The organism is Tardiphaga sp. (genome assembly GCF_044336785.1).
Lineage (GTDB): Bacteria > Pseudomonadota > Alphaproteobacteria > Rhizobiales > Xanthobacteraceae > Tardiphaga.
This window is the reverse complement of sequence record NZ_JBIIOT010000043.1, coordinates 20,463-42,591: the sequence shown is the minus strand read 5'-3', so window position 1 is coordinate 42,591 and position 22,129 is coordinate 20,463. Positions and strand designations below refer to the sequence as shown.

The following is a 22,129-nucleotide window of genomic DNA, read 5'->3' as shown; positions in this document are numbered from 1 at the left end:
CATTCGGCCGATCGTTGTAGCGCACGCCCATCACACCGGAGAACGGCGTCGTTCCGTCGAAGGCGGTTTCCGCGCTGGTCGCCGTCGCCTTCTGGGTGCCCTGGGTATAGGCGACCGCGAGATTGGCGCTCCAGTAGTCGGTGAAGTGATATTCGGTCGCGAATTCGAAGCCGAGCAGATTCACTTTCGACAGATTGGCATAGGTCAGATCGAACAGGCCGGGAAAATTGACGCTCGGCGTGTTGACGAAGTTCTGGATGAAATCGGTGTAGTCGGACTTGAACACCGTGACGGTGAAGAAGCCCTGCTGGAACTGGCCGCGCAGGCCGATTTCATAGCTCTTGACCTCTTCAGGCCGCAGCGTGGGGTTCGGCACCAGATCCATATTGGTGCCAGCACCACCCGGCAACGATGTGTAGAGCTGTTGCGAGGTCGGCATCTTGAAGCCTTCCGCATAACGGCCGACCACCGAGAAATTCTCGTCGAGCTTGAACACCGAGCCAAACTGCTTGACCAGTTTTTCGCTCTGGACCTCGCGTGGCTCCTTGCCCGTCACAGCCCGGTAGAACGAGTCCGGCCGGGGATCGAGGTGATAGGTCGCGTAACGAACGCCGGGCGTCAGTTTCCAGCGATCGTTCAGCAGCGAGATTTCGTCCTGAATGAAACCGTCGATACGCGTGGTGGTCGCATTCGCGAAATTGAAACCGCCGGCATTGGCGACGGTCACCACTCCGGTGTTCAGATTGGTCGTCGTATCGCGGCGCTGATAGTCGGTCTCGGCGACGCTGGCATAGACACCATAGGTGAAGGCATGGCGAGCCCATGGCGTGTCGAAGGACGAATTGAACTGGAGATCGCCTTCGGTGAACCGCTCCTTGTAGTCCAGCAGGAAATCGAGCTTGTCGAACTGACCATTGGCGAGACGCCGCCGGCGATCGCCTGTGAAGTAACGCTCCTGATCCGAATGCGAGACCTGCCATTTGATCTGATCAATCCAGCCGGCATTCGGCGTGTATTTGTGCGCCAGCGTATAGCGTTCACGGCTCTGGATCTGGTTGCGCAAATAGCTGAGATTGGTGATGCCTGTCGATTGCAGGCCGAGATCCAGTCGCTGATCGACATCCGCATTCTTGCGCAAGAAGTCGGCGGTGAATTTCACCTCGTTCTGGTTGTCCGGCGTCCAGACCAGCTTGTTCAATACGCTGACATCATCGCCATCGAGCGGGTTGAGCTGGTTGCAGCGGATCGCTTCCGCGGGCCGCGGACAGCCATAGATGCCACCATCGGCGCGTGCCTTGGACAGCGTGCCTTCGCTGTAGCTGCGCTGCGACGCGCTGATCATCGCGGCGAAGTCGCCGAACCGGAACGCGGTGGTGCCGGTCTTCACCCAGCTCTTGTCGTAGGAATCATAGGTCGTATCGAGCTGACCACCAAAGTTGCGGCCCTTGAGATAATCCTCGGGATCCTTGGTGACGAAAGCCACCACGCCGCCGAGCGCATCGGCGCCCCACATCACGCCGGCCGGACCGCGCATGATTTCCACGGCCTTGAGATTCGACATGTCGATGAAATCGCGATTGCCATCCACGATGCTCTCGATCACGCGGGTGCCATCGATCAGCATCTGCACGCGGTTGTTCGACACGCCGCGGATGGTGAAGCCGGCAAGATTGCCGAACGGATCCACCGATGACGTGGTTTTGCCGACAGTGATGCCCGGCTCATAGCGCACGAGATCCTGCACATCGCGAACCATGCGCTCGTCCAGCTCCTTGCGGCCGATCACGGTGACGTTCTGCGGCAGGTTCAGCACCTGGCGGGCGTTACGATCGGCATAGACACTGACTTCGTCGAGCATCACGCCGTAGCTGGCCGCGATCCGCTCCGCTGCCTGCTGGCGCTTCTGCTCATCCGAGCTTTGCGCATAAGCAGTGCCCGCGAGCATCCAGGGCAATGACATCGCAAGTAGTGCAGTTCCGCGCCTAGCGATCTTCTGCGTTGAATTTCTGGTCTTCATATAGCCCCCGGCATCAATCTAGGTATTCGATGCCGGCTTTTCGAAATAAGTAGTCACAGAGTCAAATATATCGCCTCAATATTGACCTATATCAGACTTATTTGGAGAAAGAATACATACAGATACTTATCTATACTTATTCTTGATCTAAGTATTTGCAGCTTTCCGACGGGCACCGGCGATCATCTCCGCCATTCCGGGCGGCACGATTTCCGGCTCGGGCTCATCCAGCCGAAACACGGCATCACCAATTCCCACCATCGACGCGGCATCGTGGTGATCACTCGCCGTGGGCAACAACACGCCGATGGAAGAGACGCCGAGATCGCGCAGCTGATACGGCGCGCCATGGCCGTATTCGAGATGGCCACGGCCGATGATGCCGATCACCAGAGGGGGATCGGCGGCGTCGAGCGCTTTCGCGATGTTGCAGGCAAAGGCGCGATCCCATGTCTGCTGCGCACGAATGAAGCGATCTGTGACAAGGGATGGATCGACCTCGCCCGTGGCAGGACGATCGAAGCGCAGCCCGGCGAGATAGCGGCGATAGGCCAGCGTGGCCGGAGCCGATGGCGTGAGACCGTCGCGCTCGTCCTCCGGCACGGCGTCCCAGCCGTCCTTGCCGACGCGTGTCACCAGCGGGCGATGACAATTCAGCGCCAGCATCGGAACGCGATGGCGACGACAAAAATGAAACAGCGGCAGATAGAGCTCCGCATCGAAGCCCCAGACTGCGCCCCACTCCACTTTGTCGAGGAACGCCGCGGTGCTGAGCCCGCCTTCGATCCATTCATCGAGCACGGGCTGAACCCGGCGTGGAAACATCTCGAATCCCACGGCGATATGCGGGCGCAAGAAGCGCAGCACCGTGGCCACATGCAATTGCCAGCGATGGATTTCGAGAACCGAGTGAGTTTCACCGAGCAGCACGACCTGCCTGTCCGCCATCGCGGTCAACAGCTCGCGCTCGTCGCGGATACGTCCATCGGCGGGATCGAGCCAGCTGGCGCGCGGGTGAGCGAACTGCGTCGCCGCGTCCGTCACGCCGCACCGAATGCGCTGGCGGGACCACGCAGGAATAGACCGAGCGACGCATTGCCGGCATCCATCGCGGTCAGTTCGACAGTGCCATCCGCCGCAGGCGCGCTGCGTTGCCAATGCTTCACATCGCCGCCGCGTAGATGAAGATGGAAGTCGGATGTGATGATGTTGACGAAACCCATGGCCGGATTGATTTCCGGCACCAAGCCGCGCCAGCGCTGGGTGACGCCGGGGCGCTGCATCTCGATGGTGATCTCCGCTTCGGCTTCGCGCGCCGCCTTCAGTGGCTGCATGCCGGCATCGGCTGCATCGAGCTTGGCGGGGTCATCGCTGCCTGCAGGCTTCGGCAACGGTGGTTGCGCAGTGCCTTCGAAAATCTTCAGGCCGGCATCGAAGGGATCTGCGCCTTCAAGGCCGACGACACTGAAGATGATCTTCCCGGATGCATCCTGGAATTCGATGCGCGGCAGCACCTTGCCTTTCATCTGGCTGGAATAATCGACGACGACGGCCGAGACCCGGCTGATATCGATCTCGCTGTCATGCGCCTTGCCGACGGTGAACAGCATGCTGCCATCGCGCTCGACCCGCTCGACGACCCCGATGCGCTCGAGCACGACACCTTCATCGCGAACGGCGATCATGATCCGCCCCAACAGAGGCACGCGCCGAAACACGTCAAAGGGGTCGGCAGCAAGACGACGCCGCAGGTTCTTGTCTTCACTCATGATCTCTTCAGCCCACCAGACACGCAAAAGGTATTTTGCGTGTTTGCAGCAAGGGCTATGGCGCGTCCATGCGTGGACGCTTCAATTCGATCGTGTTGAATGAATTCCAGTTTCGAGATTTGATTTGTAATAAAGCCAAAAACTCAACCTGACGCTTCATACGAAATTTTGCGACCGTAGGGGGATGACGCCTGCGGCCAATCCGCGCCACGACGACGCTTGTTCGCACAGGCTGCACTCGCTAGCCTCCGATCGCGAAGATCGCAGCAAGAGACTGCGACTGCGCACGCCTTCGCACTGCAATAGACGCGCAGGCGGCAATCATAAAAACAAACGGGAGGACTATGATGAGCAAGACCATCACGCGTCGAACGTCTCTGATCCTCGGTGCATCCGCACTCTTCGCACCGCAAATACTCCGCGCCCAGACCGCCCTTCCCGACAAACCCATCCGGCTGCTGGTCGGCTTTCCCGCCGGCGGCGGGACCGATGTGATGGCGCGGCTGATTGCCGAGCCGCTACGGCAGCGCACCGGGCGGAATATCGTGATCGAAAACAAGGTCGGCGCATCCGGCACGGTCGCGGGCGCCACGCTCAAGAGCAGTCCGACCGATGGCAGCGTGATCTGCTACATGCCCTCCGCCACCGTCATGCAAAAACTCTCGATGGTGAATGTGCCATTCGACCCGCAGGCCGACATGGCGCCGATCACCATGGCCGGGACGCTGCAAACCGTCTATTGCGTGTCGCCGACCATCGGCGTCAACACGCTGGCGGAATATGTGGAGTGGCTGAAGAAGAACCCGACGCGCGCCTCGTTCGGCTCCACGGCGATGGGATCGAGCACGCATTTCTTCGGGTTGATGATCGGCCAGGCCGTCGGCCGCCCGCTCGAAGCCGTGGCCTATCGCGGCGCGGCGCCGCTGGTGTCGGATCTGCAGGGCGGGCACATCACCGGCGGCTGCGGATCGATCACTGACTTCATCGATCATCATCGCCAAGGCGTGGTGAAGATCCTGGTGACATCGGGCAGCCGGCCGACCGCATCGGCGCCGGAGCTGCCGACAGGCACGAGCCTCGGCTTTCCCAATTTGCAATTGTCAGGCTGGTACGCCTTCTTTGCGCCGGCGGGGACGCCGCCGAACATCGTCGAGACCTGGGGCAATGAATTGCGGCCGGTGCTGGAATTGCCGGAGATCAAGAAGCGGATGGCCGAGCTTGGGCTGGAGGTCGAGACATCGACGCCGAAGCAATTCACCGAGCGGCTGAACAGCGACATGGTGCAGTGGCAGAAGGTGATGGATGCGGTGGGGTACAAGCCAACGTGACAACAAAAAACGGCCGGAGATCACTCCGGCCGTTTTCGTCCTGATTGAAGGTGCGCTTACGACGCCTTGGCGCGGTTCTTCGAGTTGCGCTGGAAGAACAGCGCCTGGCTCGCCACCGCCGACACCATCGCCGGCTGGAACGGTTTCGAGATCAGGAAGGCCGGCTCCGGACGTTCGCCCGTGAGGAAGCGCTCCGGATAGGCGGTGATGAACACAACCGGCACTTCAAACGTGCGCAGCAGCTCGTTCACCGCATCGAGACCCGACGAACCATCGGCGAGCTGGATGTCGGCGAGGATCAGACCAGGCTTCTTGTTCTGCGCCAGCGCGATGGCATCCGCATGGGTGCGGGCAACGCCGATGACATTGTGGCCGAGATTCTTCACCAAGCTCTCGATGTCCATGGCGATGAAGGTCTCGTCCTCGATGATGAGGACGTCGGTGGCAATCTCCGCCGCCATTTCGCGGCCGGCGGTGTCGGCCAGCGCGCGCACTTCCGAGACTTCGACGTCGAGTACGAAGGCGACTTCCTCTTCCGAGAAACCTTCGAGCGACAGCAGCAGGAACGCCTGACGCGGCAGCGGCGTGATGTTGGAGATCCGTTTCTCCGACGCCTGCACCGGCACCACTTCGGCATCGTCATTCATCGTCACCGAATTCCAGATCTGCGTGAACAGACGGAACAGGCCGGAGCGCGCGCCATGACGCTCGTCGAGCAGCGAACCATCCTGCAGCAGCGCTTCCAGCATGGCGCCGACATAGGCGTCGCCGGATGCCTGGTTACCCGTGAGCGCACGGGCATAGCGCCGCAACAGCGGCAAATGTTCAGCAACGAGCTGTGATCGGGACATCCCCACTCCAATCCTGTTCTTAGCGCGGTCTCTTGCCGTTACGCGGTCAAGAGGTACCGTCATGCGCCCCGGCGCCTGATTACGACCAGTCTACGCCTGCCACCGAGAAAAGTTCCATCGCTCCGGAACTTTCAGCGGCGCTCCCCGTTAGAATGGCAAGAAACGCCGCAAAGGCTTCAAAAATCAAGAAAATTTCTCAAAAACCAGGGGCAAGATCTTCTGGGGAATGTGGAACGGGTCATGAAAGATGTGAAGCCTAAGGGCGGATTGAACGCCGAAATTCAGTCCCGGATCGGGCACCAGCTTCGCGCGATGTATGACGACGTCGTGCGCCAAGGGGTGCCGGACCGGTTCGCGGACATGATTCGAAAACTGGACGGGGCAGATGCCCAGGCCCAGCTCGCCGGTGAGGCCGGCAAAAAAGAAGGAGGGGAATAATGCCTCTCACAAATGAACTCCGTGACGATATTCTGGCGTCAGTTCCGAGTTTGCGCGCCTTCGCCATCTCGCTTTCGGGCAACGGCGATCGTGCCGACGATCTCGTGCAGGAAACACTGCTGCGCGCGCTGGCGAATATCGACAGCTTTCAGGTCGGCTCGAATTTGCCGGCATGGTTGTTCACCATCCTGCGCAACCTGTTTCGCTCCGACTATCGCAAACGCCGCCGCGAGGTGGAGGATGCTGACGGTAGTTACGCCAAAACCCTGAAGACCCAGCCGGCGCAAAATGCGCATCTGGAATTCGAGGAGTTTCGTGGCGCGCTCGAAAAGCTGCCGCAGGACCAGCGCGAAGCGCTCATCCTGGTGGGTGCATCGGGATTCTCCTACGAAGACGCGGCCACGATCTGCGGCTGCGCCGTCGGTACCATCAAGAGCCGCGTCAACCGCGCGCGCTCCAAGCTCAGCGCACTGCTCTATGTGGATGGCGCGGAAGATTTCGGCCCGGACGATACAGTGCGTGCCGTCATCGGCGGCTCGGGCGGCTAGGCCTGAAGTTGAATCCGATCAACTACAAGCGGTCGCCTCAGGCGGCCGCTTTTTTGTTGGCACGTCGCCCTTCACTGCTGTCTTCGCCCGGCTTGACCGGGCGATCCAGTAAAGGCTGGCAAGAAAGATCGAGACGGAAAAACGGTGTCTACTGGATCACCCGCTTTCGCGGGTGATGACATCCGGAGATCGATACTACCGCACCGGCCGTGCCAGCGCTTCCGTGCGACCGCGCTCGGTCATGTCGATCACCGTCTCCAGCGGCGCGGTGAGTTCATAGACATAAGAGACTTCAGTGAAATAGCGCTTCGCCTTGCCGCCCAGCGCTTCCGGCGCCACGCGATCGAGCAGCACTACACCGAAATCGGAATCGCTGCGCCGCGTCTTCTCGCTGGTGTTGAACTCCTCCCAGCGGAAATGGAATTGGCCGCCATTCTCGCCGGGGATGATCTCCCAATGGGCGACGATGTTCGGATGCTTGCCGACCAGCGACAGGCCTTCGTCCGAATGCGAGGCGAGCTCGAAGAACAGCAGCGCGAGGCTCTGCGCTGCACGTGAACTGACGCTGATATCCGGCCCTTCCACCGCGATACGATCCGCATGCGGAATGGCGCGGGCTTCGAACAGGCCTTTCAGCGGCACGCCCTGCCACTGGCTCTCGCTGAGCAGCGACACCACATGCGACATCGCGTGAATGCGACCGATCAGCAGATCGCGCGCGCTATCCATGTCCGAGCCATGGCGCAGCGTGCGCGTGACGATGGACTGGATCACCGCCAGAATATTCTTCACACGATGATTGAGTTCGTCGATCACATCGGTGAGGCGACGCTCAAACCCGATCCGCATCTCCACCTCGCGACGGAGGCGGATATTGCTGTAGGACACATAAGCGAACATGCCGCAGATAATGGCTGTGAGCGCGAGGCCCAGGCCGCCGACAAACATGGCCGTGCGGCGCGCGCGCAGATCGGTGTCCATCTTCGGATAGTAACCGAGCGACCAATCGCGGCCGCCGAAGCTGACGGTGCGCAGGATCGCAAGCGACGGACCGTTGGCGACCAGCGGGCGCGCTCGGACGCTGCCGTCGTCATCGGCCACGATCTCGCCATCGGGCACGCGCGGATCTTTCAAGGCCACCGAGAACAATGACATTTCGTCATTGGCCAGCATCAACGAGCCGAGTTCGTAGGAGAACGAGACGAAGCCTGCCGCGGTGGATGAGCCTTCCGGCAGCACCGGCGTCACCAGAACGACACCGAGCGGTCCATTCTCCCGCTGCAGCGGCGTCGGATCCGACGCGACCGGACGGCCTTCGTCATTGGCGCGGGTGATCGTCGGGCCCATGACGCGTGAATTGTTGAGCGCGCGTCCGGCAAAGCCCTCGGTCACCGAATTGCGCGGCTCGAGATCCATCAAGACGTCGAGCGTCTTGTCGCGCATCTCGGCATCAAGCGGTTTGTCGTCGAAATTGCGGATGGTCGGATTGCGATAGCCGGCCGCGGCCAGATCAGCAGCGGCACCGACGAATTCATTCGGCTGCAGGCGCGCGATCCAGGCGGCAATGACGAAATCGGTCTTGAACGCATAGATCGACGCCCGCAGCGGCTTCAGCATGTCCGCCTTCATCACCGTGGGCGACTTGAACAGGCCCGCGGCGACACGCGCGAGCAATTCGCGCTCAGTCAGGCGCTCCTGCACCAGGCTGGCATGGATATCGACCCCGCGCGCCAGCGCGATGTTTTCGATCGCCAGTTCCTGATCGTGCACGCGATAGGCCGCGAAGCCGGACAAGCCGACCCCGATCAGTGCCAGTAAAGCGATAATGAAACCCAGCCGGACCACGCGCCCACTCGGAATGTGAGAAATACTGCCGGTTCAGCGGCCTAGGAGTATGCCAATCACGATGGGACGAATTGGTTCCCGAAATATGGAACTTTCTTACACGTCCGCGCCATGGCCGCAAACAGGCTTAAGAGATTGCTCACAGCGCAATCCCTGCGTGTCGCGACACCAACTTATGCGCGTAGTCAGGCGACGGCCTTTGCCTTGAGCCCGCCCTTGGCCTCGATAAAGGCAATAATAGTGTCGAGCCCGGACTGGATCTTCATATTGGTCATGACGAATGGCCGGGTGCCGCGCATGCGCCTGGCGTCGGTATCCATCTTTTCCAGGGATGCGCCGACATAAGGCGCGAGATCAACCTTGTTGATGACGAGGAGGTCGGAGCGCGTAATGCCGGGACCGCCCTTGGAGGGGATCTTGTCACCAGCCGAGACATCGATGACGTAGATCGTGATATCGGCGAGCTCCGGCGAAAAGGTCGCGGCAAGATTGTCGCCGCCGGATTCGACCAGTACGAGATCGAGGTCGGGAAATTTCGCGCGCATGTCGGCGATGGCAGCGAGATTCATCGAGGCATCTTCGCGGATCGCCGTATGCGGGCAACCGCCGGTCTCAACGCCGGCAATGCGATCCGGCGTCAGCGAGCCCGAGCGCACGAGATATTCGGCATCCCACTTGGTGTAGATGTCATTGGTGATGGCCGCGATGTCATAGCGCTCGCGCATGGTCTTGCAGAGCAGATCCATGAGCGCCGTCTTGCCGGAGCCGACCGGACCACCAATGCCGACGCGAAGAGGACCGTGAGAGGTGGACATGTCAGTTGCTCGCTGGGTTGAGAGGGAGTGGCGTAGCGATGTCAAAGCTCCGACTGTCATCCCCGCGAAAGCGGGGATCCAGTAGACACCGGCTCCGGTAATGTAACACAAGTGCCAGAGTGTACTGGGTCACCCGGTCAAGCCGGGTGACGAGAAAAGAATGCAGGTCGCTCACCATCATGACCTGAACAGCCGCGTATATTGCGTCTCGTGACGCATGCTGGCGATGTCTGCGCGGAAGGTCGCGCTGCCGAGATCGTCGAGCGATGCCGTCATGGCGCGATGACCGGTGGCGACCACGACGGGCTCCAACGCCGCAAGCACACGCTGGCTATCGGTCTGGCCGAGCGGCACAAGACGCGCGCCGGCAGAAATCCAGTTCGAGACGACCGCATGGAAGAAGGCATGCATCGTCGGTGCCAGCGGCAATCCATGCGCGGCGCTGACGAGGCCGACAGCGACGGGATAGACGATGGGACCATCGCAGGCGACGATCAACTGCTGCAGAGCCTCATGTGGCCATGCATTCAACGAAATCTCGATGAAGGCCTTGCCTTGTGTGGAGGTCTCAAGGAGACGCTCTTTCGATGGCGCAAAAGCGCTGGCGAGTTCGGCGATATCACGCAATGCCTTGTCGTCGCCTGTCATCGCCGCGCGATGGATATGCGCGAGGAAGACGCCATCGCAGAAGCCGCCGCCGTCGGACAGCATCGCGGACAGCCAGTGCTGCAGCGAGGCGGCATCGGTGATGTCACCAGCCTCCACCGCCCATTCGATTCCGCTGGAATAGGAGAACGCGCCGACAGGGAAAGACGGCGACAGCCATGTCATCAGCCGATACAGCGCCGCGCCGTCATCGGCGGGGAGTTGCATCGGATCAGCCAGCGACGTGTCGTCGATCGGCTTACTTGTGGCCATGAGCATGGGAATGCCCGTGATCGTGACCACAATGTTCGTCATGGACGTGACCGTGATCATGCCCGCAATGCTCATCATGCACATGGCCATGGTCATGCGCATGATCGTGCTTGCCGTGGGCGTGGCCGTGATGATCGTGACCACAACTGCTGTGGTCGTGACCATGGCCATGGGCGTGCGGGGCCTCATGCGGGGCAGCATAGGCGCCACCTTCCGGATCAAACGGCGCCTCGATCTCGATGACGCGGGCGCCGAGGCCCTTCACCATCTCCTCGATGACATGATCGCGACGGATGCGAAGCCCCTTCGCCATGATCTGTGTCGGCAGATGACGATTGCCGAGATGCCAGGCGAGCCGCACGAGATGGCCGGGATCGGTGCCCCGGATCTCGATCAGCGGCTCGGGCGCTGCGACGACCTCAATGAGGCGGCCGTCTTCCAGCATCAGCGCATCGCCGCCGCGCAAGGCGACGGCGGTTTCGAGATCAAGCAGGAATTCCAATCCGCGCGTCCCCGTCATCGCCATACGACGACGATGACGGTCATCGAAATCGAGCACGACGGTATCCACCGCCGCGTCGATCCAGTGATATTGGCCTCTGACTGTGGTCGCGCGGATCATGAAGTCTCTCGTATGGTTTAACGCACGACCACGTCGGCGGGCGTGATGATTTCGATCTTCGGCGGCGCGGCGAAGCATTTGACCGCGACACGGCCAAAGGTCTTCATATGCTCCTGGGTCCGGTGTGGCACCAGGGCTTCTGCATTGTCCCACTGCTCGACAAACACCATGCGGGTCGGATCGGTGACGCTCTCATGGAGATCATAGGCGATATTGCCAGGCTCCTTGCGGGTGGCTTCGATGCAGGCCTCGGCAGCTTCGATCAGTTCGGCGCGGGTTTCGGGTTTCACGGACAGCGTGGCGATTACGTAGATCAAGGGGAGTCCTCCCGGTTTATTGTTGTGGCTAAGGATGCCGGGCGGGACATTAGGCCATCTCCATCGTCATTGCGAGCGCAGCGAAGCAATCCGGAAAGCGACGGACTGGATTGCCTCGTCGCTTCGCTCCTCGCAATGACGGCTAATACATGAAATAGCGCTGCGCCATCGGGAGAACCTCTGCCGGCTCGCAGGTGAGCAATTCGCCATCCGCGCGCACCTCATAGGTCTCGGGATCCACCTCGATCTTTGGCGTGGCACCATTATGGATCATGCTCTTCTTCGAGATTCCGCTGCGGACATTTTCCACCGCATAGAAAGACTTCTGGATGCCAAGTTTCCTCGCAAGCCCCGACGACGCGGCCGCGCCCGAGGTGAACACCACCGACGACTGCGTCACCGCGCGACCGAAGGCGCCGAACATCGGCTGGTAATGCACCGGCTGCGGCGTCGGGATCGAGGCATTCGGATCGCCCATGGGTGCCGCAACGATGCTGCCGCCCTTGATGACGAGATCGGGCTTCACGCCGAAGAAGGTCGGCGACCACAGCACGAGATCGGCCATCTTGCCCTTCTCGACCGAGCCGATCAGCTTTGAGACGCCGTGGGCGATGGCCGGATTGATGGTGTATTTGGCGATGTAGCGCTTGACGCGGAAATTGTCGTTGCTGCCCTTCTCTTCCTTCAAAGAACCGCGTTGCTTTTTCATCTTGTCGGCGGTCTGCCAGGTGCGGATGATGACCTCACCCAGCCGGCCCATGGCCTGGCTGTCCGACGACATCATCGAGAGCGCACCGAGATCGTGCAGGATGTCTTCCGCCGCGATCGTCTCCTTGCGGATGCGGCTCTCGGCGAAAGCGAGATCTTCCGCAATTGACGGATCGAGATGGTGGCACACCATCAGCATGTCGAGATGCTCGTCAATGGTGTTGCGCGTGAACGGCCGGGTCGGATTGGTCGAGGACGGCAAGACGTTCTTGAGGCCGGCGATCTTGATGATGTCGGGCGCATGGCCACCACCGGCGCCTTCGGTGTGGAAGGCATGGATCGTGCGGCCCTTGAAGGCTTTCACCGTGTCCTCGACAAAGCCGGACTCATTCAGCGTGTCGGAATGCAGCATCACCTGGATGTCGTGATCGTCGGCCACACTGAGGCAATTGTCGATGGCGGCCGGCGTGGTGCCCCAATCCTCATGCAGCTTGAGCGCACAGGCGCCGGCCTTGATCATCTCCACCAGCGCTGCGGGCTTGGCCGCGTTGCCCTTGCCGGAAATTCCGAGATTGACCGGGAAGGCATCGAAGGACTGGATCATCCGCGCGATGTGCCACGGGCCCGGCGTACAGGTGGTGGCAAAAGTGCCATGCGACGGGCCCGTACCGCCGCCGAGCATCGAGGTGACGCCACTCATCAGCGCATGCTCGATCTGCTGCGGGCAGATGAAAGGGATATGGCTGTCGAAACCGCCGGCGGTGAGTATCTTTCCCTCGCCCGCGATCACATCGGTGCCGGGACCGACATTGATGGTGACGCCGGGCTGGATATCGGGATTGCCGGCCTTCCCGATCGCATGGACCATGCCATCCTTGATGGCGACGTCGGCTTTCACGATGCCCCAGTGATCGACGATCAGCGCATTGGTGATGACTGTGTCTACCGCGCCCTGCGCCCGCGTCGCCTGCGACTGGCCCATGCCGTCGCGGATCACCTTGCCGCCGCCGAACTTCACTTCCTCGCCATAGATGGTGAAGTCCTTCTCCACCTCGATGATGAGATCGGTGTCCGCCAGCCGCACCTTGTCGCCGGTGGTGGGGCCGAACATGTCGGCATAGACGGAGCGCTTGATCTTTACGGGCATGATCAGACTTTCAGCAAGGAATAGAGATCACCATCTTTCGCTGCGTCCTTGTCGAACGTCAGCGTCGTCTCGCAACTCAGGGACCGATTGATCGCCGCAAGAAAGTAGTCGACAAAATCCGCAGGGCCATCCCGATATCGCCGGGCGGCATCCATGGCCTCATCGAGAAAAGGCACGATGAATTCCGGAGATTGCAGAACGCGATCGAGATGGTCAGCGATTACATCGCGTGGTTTCTTGTAGGTTCGCTGCAAGGTCCAGGCAAATTCCGACAGCACAATCGGATTGAGCAGAAAGCTGCCCTCGCTTTTTCGCGACGACAACAACGCATCGACCGCCGCGGACTGGTCCGCATCAGTCCGATCGAATACCCGCAGAACGATGTTGGTATCCAGGCCGATCACTTGCCGTATTGCTTTCTGATCCGGTCTTCCTGGACGATCATCTCCCCAGCGATCGCGTCATCGATATCCTTCTGGGTCAGCGAGCGACCGAGCGACAGCGGCTCGAGTTCCTTGCGGCTTTCAAGAATGCTCCGCCGCACACGTTTGGTCATAACCGCACGTCCTGCAGCATCGTATTCGACGCCGAGACGATCACCTGGCTTTAATTTCCACAGTTTCCGCAGTTCGGCCGGAAGCGTCAGCTGTCCCTTACTGCTGAGAGTCATGTCAGCCTTGTAAGACATTTTCACACCCTCCTTACATAAAAGAATATGCCTTACTCCCGGCTCGATCAAGCCGTCAGAGCTTCCCCATCACGTCGCCGCGAAAACCATAGACCGTGCGTTTGCCGGCGAGTTCGACCAGTTGCACGTCGCGGGACTGGCCGGGCTCAAAGCGCACCGCCGTGCCGGCGGCGATGTCGAGACGCATGCCGCGCGCTTTCTTGCGGTCGAATTTCAGCGCCGCGTTGGTTTCGGAGAAATGATAGTGCGAGCCGACCTGGATCGGCCGGTCGCCAGTGTTCGACACCGTGAGCGTGATCGCCTTGCGGCCGGCATTGAGCTCAATCTCGCCGTCCTGGATGAACATTTCGCCGGGGATCATGCTGGTGCCTCAACGAATGGGTTCGTGGACAGTGACGAGCTTCGTCCCGTCAGGGAACGTCGCTTCGACCTGAATGTCGTGGATCATCTCGGCGATGCCATCCATGCACTGGGCACGCGTGATGACCTCGGCGCCGGCCTTCATCAGCTCGGCTACCGTGCGACCATCGCGGGCGCCTTCGACGATGAAATCGGAGATGATGGCGATCGCTTCAGGATGATTGAGCTTGACGCCGCGCTCCAGCCTGCGGCGCGCCACGATGGCGGCCATGGAGATCAAGAGCTTGTCTTTCTCGCGAGGGGACAGGTTCATCGCAATTTCCTGAGCTTTAGTTCAGCCACATGCGCGGCAGCATCGCACCCGATTGCGACAGCAGCGCCATCATGTCGGCCCGTAATTTAGCGGCATCTTGCGCACAGATGCGGACCATTGCAAATCCGTTCCAGCAGGAGACGCCGACTTCCGTGCCGGCCTGCTCGGCAACGGCACGCAACCGTTCCAGCAGTGCCTCATCGCCGGGCACGATCAGTGCCGTCGCGATCGCAAGGCCGCCATTGGCGATTGCGGGCGCAGCCAGTTTCGCGCCGATGTCGCCATCGAGCCGGACATTCTCGGCAAACACCAGCCGACCGCCGCGGCGCAGGCGCCAGCGATCAATGAAGGAGCCCGTACGCATCATCTCGCCCATGGCGGTGCGGCCGAACACGACGATCTCGCACAGGAGCAGCGAGGCGCTATCGGCCAGATCGATATCGATGCTGCGCGTGGTGCGGGCCTGATCGAACAGGATCGTCTCCTGCGGCAGCCAGCTCAGATGGGCACCCGCTTCGGCGCGCAACGAGATGTTGATTTCAGCCGCGGGCCCGTGAGAGCGATAGACTTTCTCGGCGGCGGCCGTCGACAGCGTGAGGCGGGTGCCCTCGCCTGCGGTGATATCGATATCGAAGCGATCGCCACCGGCGGCGCCGCCGGCCGTATTGACGAACATCGCAGTGAGCCCGTCATCCTCCGGCGAGGGAAAGCGGACACGGAGTGACCCGGATTCATGGAGCTGGCGGCGGCGGGTCCGCCCCCCGACCAGATGCACGTCGAACGCCACCGCACCGCGGGCGCGGTTGGCGGCAAAGCTCGCGGATGAAGCGAGGGCGTCCTGCATAAAGTCTCCAGCGACAGCGCCTTACAGCGCCATCTGGCGGCTGATCTCGGCGGGATCGAGATTGGCGCGGTCGCAGCTGTATTTCACCGCGCCGCGATCCATCACGGCGAAATTGTCGCCGAGTTCGCAGGCGAAGTCGAGATATTGCTCGACCAGCACGATGGCGATGGTGCCGAGCGAGCGCAGATAGGAGATGGCGCGGCCGATATCCTTGATGATCGAGGGCTGGATGCCTTCGGTGGGTTCGTCGAGCAGGAGCAGCTTCGGCCGCATCACCAGCGCGCGGCCGATGGCGAGCTGCTGCTGCTGGCCGCCGGAGAGATCGCCGCCGCGGCGACCGAGCATGGATTGCAGCACGGGAAATAGCGAGAACACGTCATCCGGGATGTTGCGATCGGCGCGCTTCAGCGGGGCATAGCCGGTCTTGAGATTTTCCTCGACGGTGAGCAGCGGAAAGATCTCGCGGCCCTGCGGGACAAAAGAGATGCCGCGGCGGGCGCGCTCGAATGGCTTGAGCTTGGAGATATCCTGCCCGTCGAAGGTGATGGAGCCACCGGAGATGGCCTGCTGGCCGACCATGGCACGCAGCAGCGAGGTCTTGCCGACGCCGTTGCGGCCGAGCACGCAGGTGACCTTGCCGGGCTCTGCCGCGACCGTGACGCCGCGCAGCGCCTGGGCGGCGCCGTAATGAAGGCTGATATTGTCGACATTCAGCATGGTAACCTCATCTCTGCCTGTCGTCCTCCGCGAAAGCGGGGGACCCAGTACACCTCGGCGTCTCGGTTCAAGGACCGGGGCCAGTGTCTACTGGATCGCCCGCTTTCGCGGGCGATGAAAACTGTGGGTGTGGCGCACATCGTCACCGCCCCAGATAGACTTCGACCACGCGGTCATTGGTCGATACATCGTCGATGGTGCCTTCGGCCAGCACCGTGCCTTCATGCAGGCAGGTGACCTTGACGCCGAGTTCGCGCACGAAGGTCATGTCGTGCTCGACCACCATCACTGTCTTGTTGTCGCGATTGATCGCTTTCAGCAATTCAGCGGTCTGGTGCGTTTCCACATCGGTCATGCCCGCCACAGGCTCGTCCACCAGCAGCACCTTTGGATCCTGTGCCAGCAACATGCCGATCTCCAGCCACTGCTTCTGGCCATGGGAGAGATTGCCGGCCAGGCGATCGCGGGCATCGGTGAGGCGGATGGTCTCCAGCACCTTGTCGATGCGCTCGGCCTCATTGCGGCTGCCGCGCCAGAACAGGGTGCCACGCACGCTGTGATCGACATTCAGCGCCAGCAGCAGATTGTCCTGGATGGTCTGGCTTTCGAACACCGTCGGCTTCTGGAATTTGCGGCCGATGCCGAGTTTGGCGATTTCGGTCTCGTCCAGCAGGGTCAGATCATGGATGCCGTCGAAATAGACGTCGCCTTCGTCGGGCTTGGTCTTGCCGGTGATGATGTCCATCATCGTGGTCTTGCCGGCGCCGTTGGGGCCGATGATGGCGCGCATCTCACCGGGGGCGAGTACCATCGAGAGATTGTTGATGGCGTGGAAGCCATCGAAGGACACATGCACGCCGTCGAGATAGAGCTGCGCCGAGGTAATGCGCTTCTGGCGCGCTTCGGCCTCACGAGCGGCAACCTGCGGATCGACCGCGGTGAGTTCGGCTGACACCATCATGCCTTCTCCAGATCGGGTTTGATGATGCCATCTTCCGCGGCGGCGCTGTCGGCATTTGCGGTGTCGCGGGCCTTACGGCCCTCCTGCCATGCATTGATGGTGCCGATGATGCCCTTGGGCAGCAGCAGTGTCACCAGGATGAACAACGCGCCCAGCATGAACAGCCAGTACGGCGCAAGGGCACCTGACGTGAAGAACGTCTTGGCGTAGTTCACCACGACAGCGCCAAGCGCGGCGCCGACCAGCGTCCCGCGGCCACCTACCGCGACCCAGATGACGGCCTCGATGGAATTGCCCGGCGCGAACTCGCCGGGATTGATGATGCCGACCTGCGGCACATAGAGCGCGCCGGCGACACCGGCCATGCAGGCTGAGAGCGTGAACACGAACAGCTTATAGCTCTCGACGCGATAGCCGAGGAAGCGCGTCCGCGATTCCGCATCGCGCACCGCGATCAGCACCTTGCCGAGTTTTGAGGTGACGATCGCGCGGCACAGGACGAAAGCGCCGATCAAAGCGAGACAACTGAGCGCGAACAAGGCGGCACGCGTGCCATCGGTCTGGATGGCGAAGCCCAGAATGTCCTTGAAATCGGTCAGGCCGTTATTGCCGCCGAAGCCGAAGTCGTTGCGGAAGAAGGCGAGCAGCAGCGCATAGGTCATCGCCTGGGTGATGATGGAGAGATACACGCCGGTGACGCGCGAGCGGAAGGCGAGCCAGCCGAAGGCAAAGGCGAGCAGCCCAGGCACCACCAGCACCATCAGCGCGGCGAACCAGAACATGTCAAAGCCGTACCAGTACCAGGGCAGCGCCTTGTAGTTCAGGAACACCATGAAATCCGGCAGCACCGGATTGCCATAGACGCCGCGGGCGCCGATCTGGCGCATCAGATACATGCCCATGGCATAGCCGCCGAGCGCGAAGAAGGCGCCGTGGCCGAGCGAGAGAATGCCGCAATAGCCCCAGATCAGGTCGATCGAGAGGGCGAGGATGGCGTAGCAGACATATTTGCCGAATAGCGAGATCAGATAGGTCGGCACCTGCAGCGGCGAATCCGCCGGTAGCAGCAGATTGAGCAGCGGCAACACGATGCCGACGGCGGCGACGATCAGGATGAAGATGGTCGCGCTGCGATCAAGGGTACGGGTGAGGAAATACGGGGTCATGGGCAAACCCTCTGGATCGAGCCACACACACCGAGACCCTCATGGTGAGGAGGCGCTTCTTCAGCGCCGTCTCGAACCATGGGGGAGTGTGGGGCCATCCTTCGAGACGCCGCTGCGCGGCTCCTCAGGATGAGGGATAGAGTTTTGTGGATGCTGCGAAGCACGGGGTTCAACATCATCATGCTTCGATCGCCCTGCCCTTGAGTGCGAACAGGCCGCGCGGGCGTTTCTGGATGAACAGGATGATCAGCACCAGAATGGCGATCTTGCCGAGCACGGCACCAGCGACCGGCTCCAGAAATTTATTCGCGATGCCGAGTGACAACGCGCCGACCAGCGTGCCCCACAGATTGCCGACGCCGCCGAACACCACGACCATGAAACTGTCGATGATGTAGCTCTGGCCGAGATTGGGCGAGACATTGTCGATCTGCGATAGCGCCACGCCTGCGATGCCCGCAATGCCGGAGCCGAGACCGAAGGTCAGCGCATCCACCCGCGAGGTGGCGATGCCCATGGACGCCGCCATGCGGCGGTTCTGGGTCACCGCGCGCATTTCGAGCCCCATGCTTGTATAGCGCAGCATCGCCAGCAGGATCACGAACACGGCGAGCGTGAAGCAGAGGATCCAGAGGCGGTTATAGGTGATGGTGATCTGGCCCAGTTCGAAAGCGCCGGACATCCAGGAGGGATTGCCAACCTCACGGTTGGTCGGACCGAACATGGTGCGGATCGCCTGCTGCAGCACCAGCGACAGCCCCCATGTGGCGAGCAGCGTCTCCAGCGGGCGGCCGTAGAGAAAGCGGATGATGGTGCGCTCGATGACGATGCCGAGAATGCCGGCGACCAGGAAGGCGAGCGGCACGGCCATCAGCAGCGAATAGTCGAACAGGCCGGGATAGGAGGTGCGGATGATGTCCTGCACCACGAAGGTGACATAGGCGCCGATCATCACCATCTCGCCATGGGCCATGTTGATGACGCCCATGACGCCGAAGGTGATGGCGAGGCCGATGGCGGCAAGCAGCAGCACCGAGCCGAGCGACAGGCCGTACCAGGCATTCTGGCCGATCGACCACAAAGTCTGGCGGCTATTGATGGCCGTGATGGCGCTGGCCGCGGTGCGGGTGACGCCGACGGTCTGGTCGGCCGGCAGGCCGGTGAGGATCGCGAGCGCGTCCTGATCGGCACGGGCCTTGATGACGGCGATGGCTGCGATCTTCTCGGCTTCGGTCGCGTCTTCCTTGAACAGGATGATGGCGGCGCGGGCCTCGGTAAAGGCCAGCTTTGCGGCCTTGTTGGTTTCCTTCTCCAGCGCCGTGTCGATCACCGGCAGCATGGCGGTCTCGTGGCTCTTGAACACCGACTGCGCCGAGGCGATCCGCTTGGCGGGATCGGGCGACATCAGGGTCAGGCCGCCGAGGGCGGATTCGATATTGCGGCGGAGACGGTTGTTCAGGCGGACCGCGGCGGCGCCGGGTGGAATTTCGGCGACGGTGGTGCCAGTCGCGGCATCGGCGCTTTTGCCGTCGGCGCCGGTGACAAAAACCTTCTTGCTGTCGGGATCGGCGAACAAGCGCCCTTCCTGCAAAGCGCTAATAATCGCAAAAGCCTGCGGATTGCCCGATGTGGCGATGATGCCGACGGCCTCGTCCGTATCGGAGAAATCATCATTGGCGAATTTGGCGACGGCGTCCTCGAAAGGACCGGCCAGTGCCGGAATGGCTGTCGCTGTCAGCAGCAGGCAGGCCAGCGCAATCGCGCGGCAGCGTTCGAATAAGTGATTCACTCTAAAGTCCCCGGCGGGAAAAAGGGGGAGAAGGCGGCGGTGAACCGCCTTCTCCAGTCTCGGGAGGAAACAAAAGGCATCGTCATTGCGAGCGCAGCGAAGCAATCCAGAGGCGACGCGAAGGAAGAACTGGATTGCTTCGTCGCTACGCTCCTCGCAATGAATAGGATGTAGCGACTTAACTTACGAACCCTGACCGCCGCACTTGTTGGTCTTGGTGTTGTAGTTGCCGCACTTCTTGCCGACCCAGTCGCCGATCAGGTCCTTGGAACCGTCGAGCTCCTTCGACCACGCATCGCCAGCCACCAGCGCCGGGGTCTTCCAGACCACGTCGAACTGGCCGTTGCCCTTGATCTCGCCAATAAAGACCGGCTTGGTGATGTGGTGGTTCGGCAGCATCTTCGAGGTGCCACCGGTGAGGTTCTTGGCCTCGATGCCCGGCAGGGTGTCGATGACCTTGTCGGCCTCGATGGACTTGGCCTTCTCCACCGCCTTCACCCACATGTTGAAGCCGATCACGGTGGCTTCCATCGGGTCGTTGGTCACGCGCTTCGGGTTCTTGGTATAGGCCTGCCAGGACTTGATGAACTTCTCGTTCTCCGGATCCTTGATGGACTGGAAGTAGTTCCAGGCAGCGAGATGGCCGAGCAGCGGCTTGGTGTCGATGCCGGCGAGTTCTTCTTCACCCACCGAGAATGCCACCACCGGAATGTCGGTCGCCTTGATGCCCTGGTTGCCGAGCTCCTTGTAGAACGGAACATTGGCGTCGCCATTGATGGTCGAGACCACCGCGGTCTTCTTGCCAGCCGAGCCGAACTTCTTGATGTCGGCCACGATCGTCTGCCAATCGGAATGACCGAACGGCGTGTAGTTGATCATGATGTCTTCCTGCTTGACGCCCTTCGACTTCAAGTAGGCTTCCAGGATCTTGTTGGTGGTGCGCGGATAGACGTAGTCGGTGCCGGCCAGCACCCAGCGCTTCACCTTCTCGTCCTTCATCAGGTAATCGACCGCCGGGATCGCCTGCTGGTTCGGAGCGGCGCCGGTGTAGAACACGTTGCGCTCGGACTCCTCGCCCTCATATTGCACGGGGTAGAACAGGATGTTGTTGAGCTCCTTGAACACGGGGAGCACCGACTTGCGGGACACCGAGGTCCAGCAGCCGAACACGACGGCGACCTTGTCCTTGGTGATCAGCTCGCGGGCTTTTTCGGCGAACAGCGGCCAGTTCGAGGCGGGATCGACAACGACGGCTTCCAGCTTCTTGCCGAGCACGCCACCCTTCTTGTTCTGCTCATCGATCATGAACAGGACGGTGTCCTTCAGCGTGGTCTCGGAAATGGCCATGGTGCCGGACAGCGAATGCAGCACGCCGACCTTGATGGTGTCGTCGGCGGCCCGGGCTGCGGACACAGCCGACAGGCCGAGCGCCAGCCCCGCAGCTGCAGCCATGACGCTGCGCCGGGATAGCGGCTTGGAAAATGAATTGGTGAAGTGGCGGATCATGTGCGGTCTCTCCCTGGACGCAGACGAAATTCACTGCGAACGGCCCCACGGCCGGACATCCAAGGAATCGCAAGAAGTGTGCCAGCGACCTTTTACTCGTTAAGTTATTGGTAAGTCTGCATCATTTTAAATCGCTGTCATGATCACAAAATCAGCGAGCTTATTTTATGTGCAAAATTTTTGATCACACCCGCGGCAAACAGATTAAATCGAGTGCAGAAGTCGGTAACTGTCTAAATTTCTCGCAGCGGCATTTTGTCATCGTTCCGGCTCGCGACGGTTTCACCTTGAATAAGCCTGGATCGTGTTCCATATGATCCCACACGACCTTGAGAATCATCGGGTCCTTGCGAGCCGCGTGTTCTGATCCCGCCTCACTCTGACGTCCAGAGCACCAGCGGTTTCTGGCTTGCCTCTTTCAGCTAACCAGAATGACGCCCCAAACACGCGGGTGTCCCCAAG

General features: G+C 61.1%; 23 protein-coding genes. 3 read left to right on the top strand and 20 right to left on the bottom strand.

Annotated features, from left to right (window positions below):
- From ACIQ2A_RS14180 to ACIQ2A_RS14170, 3 genes are all read right to left on the bottom strand, one after another.
- The coding region (locus ACIQ2A_RS14180; protein ID WP_398480144.1) for a TonB-dependent hemoglobin/transferrin/lactoferrin family receptor at positions 1-1,960 on the bottom strand (1,960 nt) is incomplete at its 3' end.
- A 204-nt stretch (positions 1,961-2,164) separates the two neighbouring features.
- Complete coding sequence (locus ACIQ2A_RS14175; RefSeq protein ID WP_398480142.1) at positions 2,165-3,061, bottom strand: ChaN family lipoprotein; 897 nt, start codon at positions 3,059-3,061, stop codon at positions 2,165-2,167.
- Positions 3,058-3,786 carry a hypothetical protein gene (locus tag ACIQ2A_RS14170; protein WP_398480140.1) on the bottom strand — a complete coding sequence of 243 codons (729 nt, stop codon included), beginning with the start codon at positions 3,784-3,786 and terminating at the stop codon, positions 3,058-3,060. The genes ACIQ2A_RS14175 and ACIQ2A_RS14170 overlap by 4 nt, the downstream gene beginning before the upstream one ends.
- Positions 3,787-4,133: 347 nt before the next feature.
- Here ACIQ2A_RS14170 and ACIQ2A_RS14165 point away from each other — a divergent pair, with 347 nt between their 5' ends.
- Complete coding sequence (locus tag ACIQ2A_RS14165; protein WP_398480138.1) at positions 4,134-5,114, top strand: Bug family tripartite tricarboxylate transporter substrate binding protein; 981 nt, start codon at positions 4,134-4,136, stop codon at positions 5,112-5,114.
- A gap of 56 nt (positions 5,115-5,170) precedes the next feature.
- Here the strand turns inward: ACIQ2A_RS14165 and ACIQ2A_RS14160 are convergent, their stop codons facing one another.
- On the bottom strand, positions 5,171-5,965 hold the full coding sequence (locus ACIQ2A_RS14160; protein WP_398480136.1) for a response regulator: 795 nt from the start codon (positions 5,963-5,965) through the stop codon (positions 5,171-5,173).
- Positions 5,966-6,205: 240 nt separating this feature from the next.
- On the opposite strand from ACIQ2A_RS14160, the gene ACIQ2A_RS14155 reads away from it, so the two are divergent.
- The gene (locus tag ACIQ2A_RS14155; protein WP_398480134.1) at positions 6,206-6,403 is read left to right on the top strand and encodes a NepR family anti-sigma factor; all 198 of its coding nucleotides are present in this window, start codon (positions 6,206-6,208) and stop codon (positions 6,401-6,403) included.
- Positions 6,403-6,951 carry a sigma-70 family RNA polymerase sigma factor gene (locus ACIQ2A_RS14150; protein ID WP_398480132.1) on the top strand — a complete coding sequence of 183 codons (549 nt, stop codon included), beginning with the start codon at positions 6,403-6,405 and terminating at the stop codon, positions 6,949-6,951. Before ACIQ2A_RS14155 ends, ACIQ2A_RS14150 begins: the two co-directional genes overlap by 1 nt.
- 195 nt (positions 6,952-7,146) lie before the next feature.
- On the opposite strand, the gene ACIQ2A_RS14145 is transcribed toward ACIQ2A_RS14150, so the two are convergent.
- The 16 genes from ACIQ2A_RS14145 to urtA all read right to left on the bottom strand — a co-directional run bounded on the left by ACIQ2A_RS14145 (position 7,147) and on the right by urtA (position 21,667).
- The gene (locus ACIQ2A_RS14145) at positions 7,147-8,796 is read right to left on the bottom strand and encodes an HWE histidine kinase domain-containing protein (protein ID WP_398480130.1); all 1,650 of its coding nucleotides are present in this window, start codon (positions 8,794-8,796) and stop codon (positions 7,147-7,149) included.
- A gap of 185 nt (positions 8,797-8,981) precedes the next feature.
- Positions 8,982-9,611, bottom strand: coding sequence for an urease accessory protein UreG (gene ureG / locus ACIQ2A_RS14140; protein ID WP_398480128.1), 630 nt, complete (start codon positions 9,609-9,611; stop codon positions 8,982-8,984).
- A gap of 177 nt (positions 9,612-9,788) precedes the next feature.
- Entirely contained in the window at positions 9,789-10,535 is a 747-nt protein-coding gene (locus tag ACIQ2A_RS14135; protein ID WP_398480146.1) for an urease accessory protein UreF, read from the bottom strand.
- Positions 10,516-11,151: an urease accessory protein UreE gene (locus ACIQ2A_RS14130; protein ID WP_398480126.1), complete on the bottom strand. Its 636-nt coding sequence runs from the start codon at positions 11,149-11,151 to the stop codon at positions 10,516-10,518. The genes ACIQ2A_RS14135 and ACIQ2A_RS14130 overlap by 20 nt, the downstream gene beginning before the upstream one ends.
- A 17-nt stretch (positions 11,152-11,168) precedes the next feature.
- Positions 11,169-11,468, bottom strand: coding sequence for a putative quinol monooxygenase (locus tag ACIQ2A_RS14125; protein WP_398480124.1), 300 nt, complete (start codon positions 11,466-11,468; stop codon positions 11,169-11,171).
- A 142-nt stretch (positions 11,469-11,610) separates the two neighbouring features.
- Positions 11,611-13,323 carry an urease subunit alpha gene (gene ureC / locus ACIQ2A_RS14120; RefSeq protein WP_398480122.1) on the bottom strand — a complete coding sequence of 571 codons (1,713 nt, stop codon included), beginning with the start codon at positions 13,321-13,323 and terminating at the stop codon, positions 11,611-11,613.
- 2 nt (positions 13,324-13,325) lie between these two features.
- Positions 13,326-13,727 carry a PIN domain-containing protein gene (locus ACIQ2A_RS14115; protein ID WP_398480120.1) on the bottom strand — a complete coding sequence of 134 codons (402 nt, stop codon included), beginning with the start codon at positions 13,725-13,727 and terminating at the stop codon, positions 13,326-13,328.
- Entirely contained in the window at positions 13,724-14,011 is a 288-nt protein-coding gene (locus ACIQ2A_RS14110) for an AbrB/MazE/SpoVT family DNA-binding domain-containing protein (protein ID WP_398480118.1), read from the bottom strand. Before ACIQ2A_RS14110 ends, ACIQ2A_RS14115 begins: the two co-directional genes overlap by 4 nt.
- 55 nt (positions 14,012-14,066) lie before the next feature.
- Entirely contained in the window at positions 14,067-14,372 is a 306-nt protein-coding gene (locus ACIQ2A_RS14105; protein WP_398480116.1) for an urease subunit beta, read from the bottom strand.
- A 9-nt stretch (positions 14,373-14,381) separates the two neighbouring features.
- Complete coding sequence (locus ACIQ2A_RS14100; RefSeq protein ID WP_295849216.1) at positions 14,382-14,684, bottom strand: urease subunit gamma; 303 nt, start codon at positions 14,682-14,684, stop codon at positions 14,382-14,384.
- A 16-nt stretch (positions 14,685-14,700) separates the two neighbouring features.
- Positions 14,701-15,528 (bottom strand): urease accessory protein UreD, encoded by an 828-nt coding sequence (locus ACIQ2A_RS14095; RefSeq protein ID WP_398480112.1) that lies wholly within the window; start codon positions 15,526-15,528, stop codon positions 14,701-14,703.
- Between the two features lie 21 nt (positions 15,529-15,549).
- A complete protein-coding gene (gene urtE, locus ACIQ2A_RS14090) occupies positions 15,550-16,245 on the bottom strand; it encodes an urea ABC transporter ATP-binding subunit UrtE (RefSeq protein ID WP_398480110.1) in 696 nt (231 codons plus the stop codon).
- A gap of 142 nt (positions 16,246-16,387) precedes the next feature.
- Positions 16,388-17,206, bottom strand: a complete 819-nt coding sequence (gene urtD / locus ACIQ2A_RS14085) for an urea ABC transporter ATP-binding protein UrtD (protein WP_398480108.1) — start codon at positions 17,204-17,206, stop codon at positions 16,388-16,390.
- Entirely contained in the window at positions 17,203-18,372 is a 1,170-nt protein-coding gene (gene urtC, locus ACIQ2A_RS14080) for an urea ABC transporter permease subunit UrtC (protein WP_398480106.1), read from the bottom strand. The genes urtD and urtC overlap by 4 nt, the downstream gene beginning before the upstream one ends.
- Before the next feature lie 178 nt (positions 18,373-18,550).
- Entirely contained in the window at positions 18,551-20,161 is a 1,611-nt protein-coding gene (gene urtB / locus ACIQ2A_RS14075; protein ID WP_398480104.1) for an urea ABC transporter permease subunit UrtB, read from the bottom strand.
- Between the two features lie 183 nt (positions 20,162-20,344).
- A complete protein-coding gene (gene urtA, locus ACIQ2A_RS14070; RefSeq protein WP_398480102.1) occupies positions 20,345-21,667 on the bottom strand; it encodes an urea ABC transporter substrate-binding protein in 1,323 nt (440 codons plus the stop codon).
- Positions 21,668-22,129: the final 462 nt, after the last annotated feature.